Annotated in this window: 15 protein-coding genes; 6 read left to right on the top strand and 9 right to left on the bottom strand. The window is 32.8% G+C overall.

Annotated features, from left to right (window positions below):
• The 6 genes from QJ521_RS07365 to citX are packed head-to-tail and all read left to right on the top strand — an operon-like array spanning position 1 to position 6,162.
• Positions 1–1,245, top strand: coding sequence for a methylaspartate ammonia-lyase (locus QJ521_RS07365; RefSeq protein ID WP_282839811.1), 1,245 nt, complete (start codon positions 1–3; stop codon positions 1,243–1,245).
• A gap of 8 nt (positions 1,246–1,253) precedes the next feature.
• Entirely contained in the window at positions 1,254–1,514 is a 261-nt protein-coding gene (gene citD, locus QJ521_RS07360) for a citrate lyase acyl carrier protein (protein WP_282839810.1), read from the top strand.
• Positions 1,507–2,364 carry an HpcH/HpaI aldolase/citrate lyase family protein gene (locus QJ521_RS07355; protein ID WP_282839809.1) on the top strand — a complete coding sequence of 286 codons (858 nt, stop codon included), beginning with the start codon at positions 1,507–1,509 and terminating at the stop codon, positions 2,362–2,364. Before citD ends, QJ521_RS07355 begins: the two co-directional genes overlap by 8 nt.
• 7 nt (positions 2,365–2,371) lie before the next feature.
• A complete protein-coding gene (citF, locus tag QJ521_RS07350; protein ID WP_282839808.1) occupies positions 2,372–3,904 on the top strand; it encodes a citrate lyase subunit alpha in 1,533 nt (510 codons plus the stop codon).
• The gene (locus tag QJ521_RS07345; protein WP_282839807.1) at positions 3,894–4,895 is read left to right on the top strand and encodes an adenylyltransferase/cytidyltransferase family protein; all 1,002 of its coding nucleotides are present in this window, start codon (positions 3,894–3,896) and stop codon (positions 4,893–4,895) included. The genes citF and QJ521_RS07345 overlap by 11 nt, the downstream gene beginning before the upstream one ends.
• Positions 4,888–6,162 carry a citrate lyase holo-[acyl-carrier protein] synthase gene (gene citX / locus QJ521_RS07340; RefSeq protein WP_282839806.1) on the top strand — a complete coding sequence of 425 codons (1,275 nt, stop codon included), beginning with the start codon at positions 4,888–4,890 and terminating at the stop codon, positions 6,160–6,162. Before QJ521_RS07345 ends, citX begins: the two co-directional genes overlap by 8 nt.
• 55 nt (positions 6,163–6,217) lie before the next feature.
• On the opposite strand, the gene pruA is transcribed toward citX, so the two are convergent.
• From pruA to QJ521_RS07295, 9 genes are all read right to left on the bottom strand, one after another.
• Positions 6,218–7,774 carry an L-glutamate gamma-semialdehyde dehydrogenase gene (gene pruA, locus QJ521_RS07335; protein WP_282839805.1) on the bottom strand — a complete coding sequence of 519 codons (1,557 nt, stop codon included), beginning with the start codon at positions 7,772–7,774 and terminating at the stop codon, positions 6,218–6,220.
• A gap of 16 nt (positions 7,775–7,790) precedes the next feature.
• Positions 7,791–8,936 (bottom strand): NAD(P)/FAD-dependent oxidoreductase, encoded by a 1,146-nt coding sequence (locus QJ521_RS07330; protein ID WP_282839804.1) that lies wholly within the window; start codon positions 8,934–8,936, stop codon positions 7,791–7,793.
• A complete protein-coding gene (locus QJ521_RS07325; protein ID WP_282839803.1) occupies positions 8,926–9,207 on the bottom strand; it encodes a (2Fe-2S)-binding protein in 282 nt (93 codons plus the stop codon). The genes QJ521_RS07330 and QJ521_RS07325 overlap by 11 nt, the downstream gene beginning before the upstream one ends.
• Positions 9,200–9,682: a 4Fe-4S binding protein gene (locus tag QJ521_RS07320; protein ID WP_282839802.1), complete on the bottom strand. Its 483-nt coding sequence runs from the start codon at positions 9,680–9,682 to the stop codon at positions 9,200–9,202. Before QJ521_RS07320 ends, QJ521_RS07325 begins: the two co-directional genes overlap by 8 nt.
• Positions 9,672–10,766 carry an NAD(P)/FAD-dependent oxidoreductase gene (locus QJ521_RS07315; protein WP_282839801.1) on the bottom strand — a complete coding sequence of 365 codons (1,095 nt, stop codon included), beginning with the start codon at positions 10,764–10,766 and terminating at the stop codon, positions 9,672–9,674. Before QJ521_RS07315 ends, QJ521_RS07320 begins: the two co-directional genes overlap by 11 nt.
• Complete coding sequence (locus QJ521_RS07310) at positions 10,763–11,068, bottom strand: (2Fe-2S)-binding protein (protein ID WP_282839800.1); 306 nt, start codon at positions 11,066–11,068, stop codon at positions 10,763–10,765. The genes QJ521_RS07315 and QJ521_RS07310 overlap by 4 nt, the downstream gene beginning before the upstream one ends.
• Before the next feature lie 185 nt (positions 11,069–11,253).
• On the bottom strand, positions 11,254–11,769 hold the full coding sequence (locus QJ521_RS07305) for a glutathione peroxidase (RefSeq protein ID WP_282839799.1): 516 nt from the start codon (positions 11,767–11,769) through the stop codon (positions 11,254–11,256).
• Positions 11,770–11,810: 41 nt separating this feature from the next.
• Entirely contained in the window at positions 11,811–13,622 is a 1,812-nt protein-coding gene (locus tag QJ521_RS07300) for a hypothetical protein (RefSeq protein ID WP_282839798.1), read from the bottom strand.
• Between the two features lie 20 nt (positions 13,623–13,642).
• On the bottom strand, positions 13,643–15,787 hold the full coding sequence (locus QJ521_RS07295; RefSeq protein ID WP_282839797.1) for a CotH kinase family protein: 2,145 nt from the start codon (positions 15,785–15,787) through the stop codon (positions 13,643–13,645).
• Positions 15,788–15,855 lie beyond the last annotated feature (68 nt).

The raw sequence follows: 15,855 nt of genomic DNA, 5'->3' as shown, positions 1-15,855 counted from the left end.
ATGAAAATAAAAAATGTCATTTTAACAAAGTCTTATACTGGTTTTTATTTTGATGATCAACGTGCAATTAAAAAAGATGCTGCACATGATGGTTTTATGTATGATGGAGAAGCATTAACAGATGGATTTACTCAAATTAGAGTACCTGGTGAAGCTATTTCTGTTCAAATTATTTTAGATGATGACAGTGTAGCTGTTGGTGATTGTGCAGCAGTTCAATATTCAGGTGCTGGAGGTAGAGATCCACTTTTTCTTGCTGACGATTATATACCTAAAATTCAAAAATATATGATTCCTCATTTGATTGGTGAGGATTTATCTACCTTTAAACCTTTAGCAGAAAAATACGATCAATTCGAAATTGATGGTCATAGAACACATACTGCTATCCGTTATGGTATTACTCAAGCATTGTTAAATGCAGTAGCAGTTGCGAATAAAAAAACAATGGTTGAAATTATTAGAGATGAATACAATGCTTCTTATCAAACAATCGAACGTGTTCCTATATTTGCTCAAACTGGAGATGATCGTTTTACGAATGTTGATAAAATGATTTTAAAAGAAGTTGACTCTATGCCTCATGCTTTAATTAATAATGTAAAAGAAAAGTTAGGTTATAATGGAGAAATACTACTCGAGTATATTTCATGGATTAGAAACCGAATCATCAGCAAAAGATTAAAAGAAGATTATGCGCCAATTCTTCACGTCGATGTCTATGGAACAATTGGTATTGCATTTAACCAAAATATTGATAGAATCATTGATTACTGTAAAGATTTGGAAAAAACAGCTTTTCCGTTTAAAATAAGATTAGAAGGTCCTATTGATACAGGTGACCGTGAAGGTACGATGCTAGCGTTAAAAGAAATCACTAAAAGATTAGATGATGAGAACATTGGGGTTGAAATTGTTGCTGATGAATGGTGTAACACATTAGAAGATATTAAATACTTCGCAGATCAAAAAGCTGGACATGTTTTACAAATTAAAACACCAGACTTAGGTGGATTAAACAACATCGCTGAAGCAATACTATATTGCAAAAATGCTGGTGTTGGAGCATATTGCGGTGGTACGTGTAATGAAACCAACATATCAGCTGAAGCTACAACAAGTGTAGCAATGGCATGTCATGCCGATCTTTGCCTTGCTAAACCTGGTATGGATGTTGATGGTGGATTTATGATTGTAAAAAATATGATGGAAAGAGTTATTGCCTTAATTAACTCAAGAAAATAGGTGGTCAAATGAAAATTGCATCTTGCGGTACAATTGAATCTAATGATTGTCTTATTACAATCAAAAAAAATCATGAAACCAAAATTGATATTGAAAGTATCGTCTATGATCAATTTAAAGACCAAATCGAAAAAGTCATTCAAGATACTTTAAAAGAGATGAAGATGCATAATGTGCATGTTCATATCCAAGATAAAGGTGCTCTTGACTATACGATTAGGGCTAGATTAATCACTGCGATTGAAAGAATGGAGGAAGACCATGCGTAGAAGTCTTTTATTTATTCCAGCAAATTCACCAGCAATGTTACAAAATGCTGATATTTTTGCATCTGATGGAGTTATCTTTGATCTTGAAGATGCTGTAACTCTATCAGAAAAAGATGCAGCATTACATCTTTTAGACCAATATTTGAATACAACTCACTTTAATACCTTAGAAGTCATTATAAGAATCAATGGGTTAGATACTAAACTAGGTTTTAGAGACTTAGAATTTATGATAGATAACCGTATTGATACCATCATGCTTCCAAAGGCAAATGTAAAAACGACATTAACTTTATCACATTTCTTAAAAAGAATGGAACGTAAGAAAAAATTGAATAAAAAAATAGGTATTATACCGATTATTGAATCAGCTTCTTCTGTGCTTGAAGCAAGTGAAATTGCGAAAATAGATCGAGTCAATGGACTTTTATTAGGTGCTGAAGATTTAGCAACTGATCTTGAGGTTGAAAGAACTCAAAGTGGACAAGAAATATTTTTAGCACGTAGCCTTGTCATTTTAGTTGCTAAAGCAAATCAAATAGATGCAATTGATACACCATTTACTCATGTAGATGATGAAATAGCACTGAAAGAAGATTCATTACTTGCAAAATCTTTAGGCATGAATGCAAAAGCTTGCATTCACCCTTTACAAATTGATATTGTCAATGAAGTCTTTTCGCCAGGTCGTGAAGAAATTTTGTATGCACAAAAAGTTTTAAAAGCTGAAGTCCAAGCCATTAAAGAAAACAAAGGTGCTTTTTCAGTTGATGGAAAAATGATTGATAAACCGATTATTTATCGAGCAAAGAAATTGCTTGAGAAAGCTGAAAAGTGGAACTTGTTATAGGAGCATTATGAAAAACAGTTTAAATCGATTAGTCCCTGATGGTTACACTCCTTATCAAGGTGCAGACACCATCATTAAATCAAATCAAAGAAAAACAATTCCAAAAACTTTATCAAAAAACAAAGATAAACTTATTTCAAATCTTTCAGTTCTCTTTGATAAACTAAGTATTAAAAATGGAATGACTTTATCTTTTCATCATCATTTGCGTAATGGTGATGATGTTTTAAATATGGTTTTAGAAGAAATCAAAAAAAGAGACTTAAAGGATATGATTTTAGCACCAAGTTCTATTTTTCCTATTCATCAGCCTATGGTAGATTTAATTAAACGTGGTAACATCGTTAAAATTTATACCAACTACTTAAATGGACCTGTCGCAGATGCAATTAGTCAAGGGTATTTAAAAGATTTATGTGTGATGGACTCACATGGAGGACGACCAAGAGCAATTGAATCTGGAGAATTAGTTATTGATGTGGCATTTATTGCAGTACCTACTTCTGACAAAGATGGTAATGGTAATGGAATAGAAGGAAAGAGTGCTTGTGGAACTTTAGGGTATGCGATTTCTGATTTACACTATGCTAAGCAAAAAGTTGTCGTGACTGATCATTTAGTTCATCAAGTCACTCAAAATGATATTGATGGAAAATATGTAGACTATGTCATACAAGTTGATCAAATTGGTGAAGCTGAAGGCATTGTCTCAGGAACAACGAAACCAACAAAAGATCCAGTGCAACTAAAAATAGCTAAAGATACCGCACAACTTATTGAAGAACTTGGTTATATTAAAGATAATATGACTTTTCAAACCGGGGCTGGGGGTACAAGTCTAGCGGTTGCTCAAGAAGTTAAAAAGAAAATGTTAATAAAAAAGATACAAGGGAGTTTTGCTTCTGGAGGTATCACAAGTTTTCTTGTAGAAATGCATCAAATCGGTTTATTTAAAAAACTATACGATGTTCAATGCTTTGATTTAGAAGCTGTTGAATCTTATAAAAACAATAAAAATCATCACTTTATGACTGCATCAGAGTACGGAAACCCTTATGAAGACAATCCTATTGTTAACCAATTAGACGTTGTTATTTTAGGAGCAACCGAAATTGATTTAGATTTTAACGTCAATGTGACAACAGATTCACATGGAAATATTATTGGTGGTAGTGGTGGCCACTCAGATACTGCCTATGGAGCTAAACTTACTGTTATTACAACAAATTTAATTAAATCAAGAACATCCATGGTTAAAGAAATAGTGACGACAGTGACGACTCCTGGTGAGTCGATTGATTGTCTAGTCACTGAACGAGGTATTGCAATCAATCCAAAACGTCAAGATTTGATGGCTAAATTAAAGTATTCAAAATTAAAAATTGTATCTATTGAACAACTTTACCAACAAGCAATGCGCATCACTGGAGTCCCTAAGAACATAGAACTTGAAAAACGAGTCATTGGTCTTGTAAGATATCGTGATGGATCAATCATTGATAGTATTTACCAAGTGCGAGGACAATCACATGAATTATAAATTCGTAGAGTGTCTTTTAGAGCATGAAAAAAATGATGCGAAAACACTACTTCTAGAAAATGGATTATCTGTTGATGATTATGTCGATACAACCATCGGTATTTATGATGAACACAAAATGGTTGCAACAGGTTCATTATACAAAAATGTCATCAAAATGATTGCTGTTGATTCATCATATAAAAGCAGTAATCTTACTGATATTATTATGACGCATTTGATTCAAATTCTAAGTGAGAAAAAGATTAATAAATATTTTTTATTTACAACACCTCAAAGTAAATTGTATTTTTTAAATTATCATTTTTCATTCATCTATGAAAATCAAGATATAGTCATGCTAGAAAACAGTTTTGAACCTATTGATGAAAAGCTTCACAGTATTAAATCGAGATTAAACTTAAGACCCGGCAGAACAGCATCAATTGTTATGAATTGCAATCCTGTCACGCTCGGGCATCTATACTTAATTGAAACATGCGCTAAAGAAAATGATCAAGTCATAATTTTTCTTGTTGAAGAAGATTTATCTATTTTTCCTTTTAAAACAAGATATAATCTTCTTAAAGCATCTACAAGACATCTTAAGAATGTTAGTATTGTTCCTTCGACACCATATATCATCTCTTCTGCTACTTTTCCTACCTACTTTTTAAAGGAGTTAAGCGATGCATCTAGGATATATATGGATCTAGATATTCATATTTTTCAAACATATTTTATGGAAATATTCGGAATCAATTATCGTTATGTGGGTACAGAACCTTTTGATGAAACAACGAACACATATAACGAAACGATGGAACGTCTTTTAAAAGATAGACTTATAAAGGTAGAGAGATATGAAAAAGATGATAAAATAATAAGTGCCTCACTCATTCGTAAACTTGCAAAAGAAAAAAAATTCGAGGAGTTAAAACAGTATGTTCCTCAACCGACTTATAAGTTTTTAAAATCTGCAAAAGGGAAGGCACTATTTTTGAATGAATGAAATTTTAAGAGCACGTGAGTATAGAGTCTTGTATGTTCGACAAATGATTAGACGTAATCAATCGTTTGTTATTACAATTAAAGCGAACATTCCTGGGCCAAATAAAAACATAAATGCAGCGCATCTACTGGTGCGCTTGTTCTTAAACGAGCTTCGTGGCGAACTTGAAAGCCAAGAGATTATTTATATGAAAAGTGCGGATGGCCCTTATGTTTTATTTTCTGTAAAAGGTGATGATGGTCTAGAAATAAAAAAAGAGTTAGTCAGTATCGAAGATAAACATCCATTAGGGAGATACATAGATTTAGATTTATATATTTCTGAGCAAGTCTCTTTGTCAAGATTTGATTTAAAAAAAGCAAATCGTAAATGTTTTATTTGTGGAAAAGATGCTCATATATGTTCAAGAAATATGACACACTCGATTCCTAAACTTATTCAACATATCAAATTAAACCTTAACTTCTATATCGTAGAAGAAATAAAAAGAACTCTTAATTATGCCATTTTAGCTGAACTTGAACTAGACGAAAAATTTGGATTAGTTACGAAAACATCTAGTGGTTCTCATCAAGACATGGACTACGATTTAATGGTTAAAGCTAAAAACGTTATTATGCCTTATTTTATCCAAATTTTTAATATTGGATACGAGGCTGAAGAACTGGTTAGTTTGCTTGATGCTTCAAGATACATAGGGATTGCAGCTGAAGATGAAATGCTTCAAGTCACGAAAGGTGTTAACTGTTATAAAGGTTTAATCTTTGTTATGGGATTAACCTTGCTAGCAACAGGTTATGCACTCGCTAGACATCAAAGTTTTGATAAGATTTTTGATAATATTCGATCCATGTCTTTTGGATTACTTGGCGAGTTCAATGACATGAACTTGGTAACCTTTGGTAAAGAAGCATATCAAGAGTATAAAATCACAGGTGTTCGTGGCGAAGCTTATTCGGGATTTCCATCGATTCGATCAACACTTGAATTAATTGGCGAGCAAGATATAGCAGATCCTAAAGTGTTAAGGAACGCATTAAAACATTTGATTATCAACACTCAAGATACTGTACTCTTAAAAAGAGCTAAGTCATTAAGTGAATATGAAAAAATTAAGCATATGTTCGCTTCCCTTGATGTTAGCAATCTTTCTCAAGTCAGACAATTTACACAATATGCAATTAAGCGAAATTTAAGTTTTGGTGGTTCTGCAGATTTACTTGTAGCAACCGTATTTCTAAACAGTTTAAGACATCGATACTTCTAGTAAAAAAAGGTGAGCACTTCAATCAAGTGCTCACCTTTTCTTTATATAGTGTTATTTAAAAGGTTTCTGAAACTGTCTTACCTTGCATGTGTAAGACTAAATAATCAGGTCCACCAGCCTTAGAATCGGTTCCACTCATATTAAAACCTCCAAATGGTTGGTAACCAACAATAGCTCCTGTACATTTACGATTTAAATAAAGATTTCCAACATGGAATTCCTTTCTTGCTCTTTCTAGATTCATACGATTCTTAGAAATAACTGCTCCTGTTAAGCCATATTCCGTATTGTTAGCAACTTCAAGTGCTTCATCAAATGATTTCACTTTGCAAACTGCTAATATCGGTCCAAAAATTTCTTCTTGCATCAGTCTGGCATCTGGTTTAACATCAGCATAAATTGTTGGTTCAATAAAATATCCAGTAGATTGATCTGCTTTACCACCAGCAACTAATCTGCCTTCTTTTGCTCCAACCTCAAAATATGAAGTGATCTTCCCAAAAGCTAAATGGTCATTTACGGGTCCGACAAATGTTTGACTTAGTTCCGGATTGCCAACAGTCAATTCTTTTGTCAACTTAATCATTTTTTCTAAAACAACATCGTAGACATCTTGATGAATGATTGCTCTTGAACATGCACTACATTTTTGTCCACTAAAACCGAAAGCTGATTTAACAATAGATTCTGCTGCTAAATCAAGATCAGCTTCTTGATCAACAATAATCGCATCTTTTCCACCCATTTCAGCAATTACACGTTTTAACCAAATTTGTCCTGGTTGAACTTTAGCTGCTTTTTCATAAATTTGTATACCCACACCTTTACTGCCTGTAAAGGATATAAATCTAACTTTTGGATGATTTACCATGTGATTACCGACTTTAGATCCACTTCCAGGAACGAAATTAACAACGCCATGGGGCAATCCAGCATCTTCTAGTACTTCCATAAACTTATATGCAATAACTTGAGTCGTACTTGCTGGTTTTAATAAAACAGTATTCCCAGTCACGACTGCTGCAGTTGTCATACCAACTAATATAGCAAGTGGGAAGTTCCATGGAGCAATAACGACACCAACACCTAAAGGAATATACTTATACTCATTTCTTTCAAGGTTTCTTCTGCTTAAAACAACACGGTCAATAGTTTCTAATTCAAGCATTTGTCTGCCATAATATTCTAAGAAGTCAATTGCTTCAGCAACATCAGCATCAGCTTCACCCCAAGGTTTGCCTGCTTCTTTTGTCATTAAAGCACTAAACTCGAATTTTCTTCTTCTGATAATCGCTGCAGCTTTAAACAAAACATCAGCTCTAACTTCTGCCTTAACATCTTTCCATGTCTCAAATGTATCAAGTGCTACTTGAATTGCTTTGTCTGCATCTTCAAGAGATGCTTGTGAGATGGTTCCAATAACTTCTCTATGATTTGATGGATTAATCGATTTGACTTGTTTATCTGTCTTAATTCTTTTTCCTCCAATAATTAAATCATATGTTTTACCTAAGTAATTTGAAACTATTTTCAACCCTTGTTCATATTTTTTAATATTCTCGGGTTGATTAAAATCTGTAAGCGGTTCTGTTTTATACGTATATATAGCCATAATATCTCTCCTTTTTTTAGACGACTGACTTTTCGACGTGAAATTGATCTGCATTTTTAAAGCGATCAATTTTTAATGGTGCCATGTCAATCGTAGTTTTTTCATTCAAAATCATCTCACTAAGTAATAAACCTGTCATTGGAGCGAACATAAAGCCATGTCCACTAAATCCACAAGCCATGTAAAACCCTTCTAGTTGGTCGGTGTCACTAATAATAGGTTGACGATCTGGGGACATGTTATATGAACCCCCCCATTGTCTAACTACTCTTAAATTGCCGATAATAGGCATAATATCAACAACGGTCTTAGACATGTGGTCTAAAAACTCCCATGTTGATTCAGTACTATGTCCTTTTTCTACATTTGGATGACTTCTTCCCATTAAAAATGCTCCATGAGGAACTTGTTGGCAATAGATATTTTTTGAAAATGACATCACCATAGGTCCTTGGATTTTTTCAATCGGTTCAGTTGCTAGTATTTCATGATTTTCTGAGTATACTGGTATTTCAACACCAGCCATATCTCCTATTTCTTTTGAATAACCACCAGCAGCATTCACTACTTTTGATGTATCATATACATTTTTGTCAGTGATAACTTGTTTAATTTTTTTATTTTCTGTGATGATATCAATCACTTTTTCAAAAAATGAAAAGGTAACTCCTAATTTTTTAGCAGCCAAATAATAAGCTTCAGTCATTTTAAAAGGATTCAAATGACCATCTGTTTGACAAAAGGTTGCACTAATAAATGCATCAGGGTTTAAGTGTGGAACGATCTTTAATGCTTCTTCTTTTGTTAATTGTTTTGAAGGAATGCCTAATTCATTTTGTAATTTTACATTTTGACTAAACTGATCATGTTCTTCCTTCGTTGTAGCAAGCATTAAGTATCCTTCTTGCTTGAACTCAAGATTCCCATCATATTCTAATATTTCTTCAGCTTTGGCAAAAAACTCCATACTTTTCTTTGCCAAAATACAATTCATTTTGGTTCCCCATTGTTGTCTAACTCCAGCACCACAACGTCCTGTAGCACCATTAGTAAAATAACCTTGATCAACAACATGGATACCTTTAAAACCTTTTTTTGCAAGATTATAAGCAATACTGACTCCGCTGATGCCAGCTCCGATAATTAATAGATTAGTTTTCATCTTCTTGATCCTCAGCTATTTTACCAAGTGGAACACCTGTAATCATTGGTCTAACTTTATGAATAGGAACATCTTTTATAGGTATATTTAAATGTCTACTAATTTCTCTTTGTACCAAATGTCCACATGTATTTGCTTGACAAGGTCCCATTCCAACTCTAAGTAATCTTTTCATATCTTCAAAAGTTGTATATCCTTGATCTAAAAAATCATGAATTTGTTGTAAGGTGATGTCTTCACAACGGCAAATAATAATATCTTTTTTATTCATCTTTACCTCTAATTGTTACAAAATCATGTAAATACTCTACAGGAACAGAAACTGTAATTACTGCAGTATGATCTTGATTTTTCGTTAGCAATACATGTTCTACTTGTGCATCACAGATAACATCACCACTGCGATTTACGCCATACCATACATCACCTTTGGTTGGATGTGGTAAGAATTCATAAGGGACTTTAAATACTGCTTCATTTCCTCTGATTTGAGCAATAACGATTGCTAGACCAGGGCAACTTGGAACACATAAACCACAACCTGTACATGATTCTACAACAAGTTTTGGTTGTACATTGATATTAGGTCCAATTTCAATTGCATCAAATGGACAACTTGTGCTACATGGATTACAAGGGATATCTTCATAACATTCTAAAATTGCTTTTGGTTTCAGCAATGCTTTATTTTCTGGAAATCTTGATAAAACCTGTTCGTTTGACGGAATGCCTGTCTTATTCAGCATATGTTTCATCCTCCCTCAACTTCGCTAATCCTATTTTGGTCTTAATACCAAATGGACCATCTCTTAACATATTAAGTTGTTCTTCATATAAGGTTATCAGTTCTTTTTCATTCGGATGCTGAAGACCAAGGTCTTGAGCAACATAGAGTCCAGTCAAATAACCTTCCATCATTGCAGAACTCGCTTCTTCAATGCCAACAGCGTCTCCACAAACAAAAACCGATGGTACAGATGTTCTATGGTGGTGGTCAATTACTGGAACAAAACCACCTAATTCAGGAATAAACTTTGTTTTCGCATTAATCATTGAAATGAGTTGGTGCATTGGTGACAAGCCAACTGATATACACAATGCATCCACAGTTATCATCTCACTCGTATTCGGTATTTCTTGCCATTTCTCATCTAATTTAACTGTTTCGATAGCTTCAATTGCATCTTTTCCGATAGCTTTCTTAACTGTTGTTGATGTTAAAATTGGAATACCTAATCTTCTAATTTTAGAAGCGTGAACTTTATATCCACCAATCGTTGGTGCTGCTTCTACGATTGCCTTAACTTTAACACCTGCTTGTAACAGTTGATATGAAACTATTAATCCAATATTACCACTACCTACCATAACAACTTCACAACCTGGTAAAACTCCATAGTTGTTCATTAAAGTTTGAATAGCACCAGCACCGTATATCCCTGGTAAATCATTGTTTTCAAAGGCTAAGAATTTTTCACTTGCTCCTGTAGCAACAATCACTGCACGACTCTGATATCTAACATAATTGTGATCATCATATACAGTAACAACGTTATTTGGATACAATCCGACAACTGTCGTATTTTTTAATATTTCTAGATTGGGTTGATTTTCTAAATCCTTGATCAGTTTTTTTGCAATATCAAAACCTCGTGTTTTAGCATATTGACTTTTCGAACCAAAAAACTTGTGTGTTTGTTTAACCAACTGACCTCCTAATTCAGGACTACGATCAATAATTAAAACTTTCACACCTGCTTCTAGTGCAGTCTTTGCTGCACATAAACCTGATGGTCCTCCACCAATGATAATGAGATCTTTATGTATCATTTCAAGACCCCCTTATTTTTTTGTCTTTCTACGGTCATATTTTCTTTTAAAGGTGTTATACATGTTCTAACATTAGGTTTCCCATTGACAACCATATTACAAGATGCACAGTTACCTATAGCACAATAAAAACCACGAGGACGGTTTAATTTTATGCTATAACTCAAGGTCTTTATATCCAGATCATGAAGTGCTGATGCAATGGTGTCACCTTGATATCCTATAACGTTTTTACCTTCAAAAATAAAGCTAATTTCTTCCCTTTCGGGAAATGTTAAAATCGGATGTTTTTTTATTCTCATGTTTAATCCCTTTGTCTTCTTTTAATTTGTTGTATCTATTTTATCACATATTTATGTGATATGAAAGACTGATGAGAAAAACGCTTACATGAAATGATTCTTTTTTCTATTGTCTATAAAGTTTTCAAATTAAAACAAAAAAGAGCGAATGATTTCACTCTCTTATGTTGATAATTCTTCTTTGGTTATAAGAGTTCTTCAATGTAATTTTCAAGGTCTACAGGTCTAAAAGATGGGGAGAATCTTTGAACAACTTTTCCATCTTTGTCCACTAAAAACTTAGTAAAATTCCATTTGATTTTATCTGATTTTGAAACTTTAGATAAAAAACTTGTTGATCCTTCTTCAACCATATCATTTTTGATTTGCCCTCTTAAAAACTTATAAAGTGGATGTGCATTTTTCCCATTAACTTCAATCTTGGAAAATGTTTGAAATTTGGTTCCAAAGTTCAATTGACAAAATTCTTTAAGCTCTTGATCTGTTCCAGGAGCTTGGTTCATAAACTGATTCGATGGAAAATCTAAGATTTCAAAACCTTTATCATTATATTTTTCATAAAGTTTTTCTAAACCTTCGTATTGTGGTGTAAACCCACACTTAGTTGCTGTATTAACAATAAGTAACACTTTGCCCTTATAATCACTCATAGAAATCTCATTATGCTCTGCTGTTCTCACTTTGTAATCGTATATTGACATGATATCATCTCCTTATCAATTCAACTATAGTATAACAAATATTATAGCTTTATCATAACTAACAAATCGTCTTCATGTAATTCACATATTTCCTTCATATGTAGGTCACCTTCAAGAATGATGAGACTTTGATTTCTAAAATATCCAATAATCATATATTGCTTATTAAAAGATTGATAAATAGATTCTGCCAATTGCTTTCTTGATTCGAAAACGATTGGAAATTTTTCTTTAATACAAGTTTTGGCTTCATGGATGGTAATCGATTGATTATCTTGATTATTTTCATTTGGAGCTATTGTCAATAGTTCTTCATAAAATGGAGCAGTCTCTTCAAATAATGCCAATTTGCTTAATAAAAGAGAAATGATTTTATTTGAAATAATCGTGTTATTAATACTAAAACCTTTAACGATTATATCATTTTTCGGGTTAAGAAGTTCAACAATGATATGCGTGTTTTTATTTGTCAACTTACCCTCAATAAATATTAGGTTATGTATCACATTTGCATCTAGTGAATCTTCAACTTGATCCTCATGACTTAGTAGTAATATCGTCGATTTTTCCTGAGTTTGATTCAGTTGATTCACTAACTTTTCTAACTCATTTTCATCAATCCATGTAGCATGAAAACGACTACCATGGATCAGTTCATATTGTTTAAATGAATCTAAGATAAACTGGAGTTTATTGTTTTTCCCAATAATATAAATAGATAAATCTGTTTTTTCATTTAGCTTCGACGTTTTAAGTTTTAATGGTTTGAATTGATGGGAAGATCTCTTATTCTTAATTGCATTGTTAGGCGATAAAACAAATAGTTTCCCATCAATTTCTGCTAGTGGAATCGCATGTGAATGTTCTTTAAGACACTCATCAAATGATACATTTTTCAAAGCATAAACCTCTGATCCCTTAAATGAAAATAAAGATAAATAAACATCTTCAATATGATTTTCAATCAGTGTTTGTGCAATAATTTGTCCTAATCTTCTATCAAAGCAAATAGGCATGATATCATGCTCATGTAATGTCTTGACGACTTTTCCTAAAGTCACTATTTTTTCTTTCGTTTCGATATGTTTTATTTCAACAACAATGGGTGGTTTATTCACAAACTCAATGGGTCCTAATGATAAAACATTTTTAATAACAAACAAATCACTTTTCGTCATATCTTTGATTACAGATTCATGCTGATCTGGATTCATAATTAAAATAGCTTTCGCATTTTCAATTGATATATCTTCAAGATTTGTTCTTAATAATGGATCTCCAGATTTTACTAAAACATTAATCCGTTTAATGTTTTTTTGGTGATTTGTTTTCTCTATCGCATTAACAATTTGTTTTTCCGCATAATCTTTATCAATATCAGCTAGAATAATGACTGTCACGTCAGAAGATTCAACAAATAGTAAATCTGACACTAATTCAGGAACTTTTGAGTTCCAATTTAAAATAACGACATGATAATCTAAGTTAATTTTACCTGATCCAGAGTTCTTCTTTTGCACATAATCTTTAATTGCATTTGTTGTTAAGGCTATGATGGTACCTGAAAACAAGATAAGACCTGTAATTAATACGCCTACTGCTAAAGCTAATGTTTGTGGGTTTTCAATCGTTAAAATAGCATTAGGAGATAACATCCACTTAACACTTCCATTTGCAAATGCATCAATAAAAGATGAGTAACTACTATCAATCATTAATGCTATGAATGCGGCAACGATTAAAACGAATAAATTGATTAAAACCATTAATACGATAATATATATCAATGGTCTTTTGTAAATTCTAATACTAATTGTACTTTTTGCTTTCGCTATGCGTTCTTTTACTTTCATCTATACCACCGCTTTCTAAACTAACTTCTATGAAAAGGAAACAATTTTCGTTTTTTTGTATCATATAACAAATACACTAATATTGAAACAGAACCTAAAGTAAATATTGAACTATAAATGATGAAATTAGTGTACATGAGTGGTTGAGTTCCTTCATCAATTTCTTCTCCCTCTTCAAAGGCAGCAACAAGATTTAAGTCTTCATAAAGAGGTAAAATGATTTCTTTCCGGCTAGACATAATATGTTGATCATGATTAAACCAGCCTACAAATCGGTATCCTGGTTTTGGTAATGCTTTTAAGGTTACTGGAAGACCATCGAATACGGATGTCTGATAAGGAAAGCTTGTTTCTGGAATAACTAGTGAGTTAACTTGAATATGACCAAATGTTTCATCAACATCGATGGTTAATTGATACGTTTGATCTAAGTCATAATGTTCTAATAGATGTTGATAAACATTTTCAGGTCTATTTTGTGCAAATGTTAAGACACGATTCGCATAGATCATCCATGTATTATAAGATGTTGGATAACCCCATCTATCAATATGGTCTTGCATTTCAGGAGCATATAAATTGATCATATCTTGTACTAACTCAGCAGCAACTTCTGCGCTAAATGTTGTACTTAATAAGTCGATAAATCGGTAAATGAATTTCGCTTTAAACTGATTATTTTCTAAAAGTGAAGTAAATAATTTTCCAGTCTTCCAAGAATCACCTGTAATTCTTTCAAAGCTATTGATTTCTGGATAATATCCGCCCCATGACGCACCAAAGCCTGCATCTATATCGACAACTAACCAACGCCATCTTCCATCATGACCATAGGGAGCATCTTGATTATATGCGACGTTCTTACGCCAATACATGACGTTGTTCTGAGGCCAATCGACATTTCCAAAATAGAGTTCTGCAATATAATAATCTATAAAGTTATCGACATCCATTTGGGTTTTGATATATTCATAATTGTTATGTATTGACATATCTCTTCTTGTTGCATATGAATACATGCTTTGATAATGTACACTACCTTTTGAACTGCCATCTTGGACAACAGCATGTCCTGTTAGAATCGTAACATCATCGCGATCAACTCCGTAATGCGTTTCTAAATACCAGTCGTCATAACGATCTCTTAAGTTTCTAATACCGAAATACTCACCATTTAGAAATAAAATAACTGGTTTGCTGTATTGAATGTCTAGTGAAAGTGGCTCTAGTAAAGCTTGAGCAGCCGCTTCTCCAAAAAATGAATATTGATAGGTTTGACCACCATTTCTTAATATAATTCTCTTAAATGTGTTAAGTTCTTTAGTATCAAAAAACTGATAGTTAAACATCCCTTGATCATCATATTCATTTCTTGCGTATAACCGATAAGATTTTAATGGGTATTTTCGACTTAAACTACCATGGATCCTTAACCCTGCATTTTGTGAAAACTGAAGTGATCCATTTTCGTCAAAATATTCAATAAAGACAGGTTTTTCCCATTCTTGGCCGGTCTGATAGTAATTTCCTGTACGATTACTATTATCGACTTCAGAAATGGTAGGATCATAATGGATACCTGGAATATGAATTCCTGTCTCATAATCAAATAAATGATGAATATCTGTTGATATTGAGATGACTGGAAATGAATATTTTTCACTTGCATTATTCGTAACAAAATAAGAGTTCGTTAGAACACTGCTTTCATTTTGTTCATAATCATATGCTATCACCTTAATGACTGTTGCTTTAAATATATCTTCTCTTGGTGATATCCATCTTTGTGACCCAGTTCTAATCATTGAAATGGGATATTGAGGAACAGGGATGACTGAAGGGCCATCAATTTCCCTTTGAATAAGCACTTCATCTCCGGTTGCTTCTATCCACTGTTCTTCAATCAATATAGGCTCAACATATTGTGTTGAATTGAAATCGGGTGTTGAAGAATCTAGTGTATAAAATACTATTGTATTTGGTTTAGGATAAATTTCTAAATAAAATGCTTCATCGTAGAAACCGCTTTGATGTGAGAATGTTGGATTTAGATTATGTTGTGATAAGACATTTGGCTCATCAACAGCATAAACTTGCTGTAATGATATGAAAAAAAGGGGTATTGATATTAAGCATAGATTCAAGATGATCAATATTTTTTTCATGACCTTCACCTTGTAACTTTCATAATCATTTTCATATTTCTATTTTATCATATATACCTTAAGGACAC

It is taken from the genome of Peloplasma aerotolerans, assembly GCF_030012175.1.
Lineage (GTDB): Bacteria > Bacillota_I > Bacilli_A > Acholeplasmatales > Acholeplasmataceae > Peloplasma > Peloplasma aerotolerans.
The sequence above is the reverse complement of the archived record's forward strand: the minus strand, read 5'-3'. Positions and strand labels throughout refer to the sequence as shown.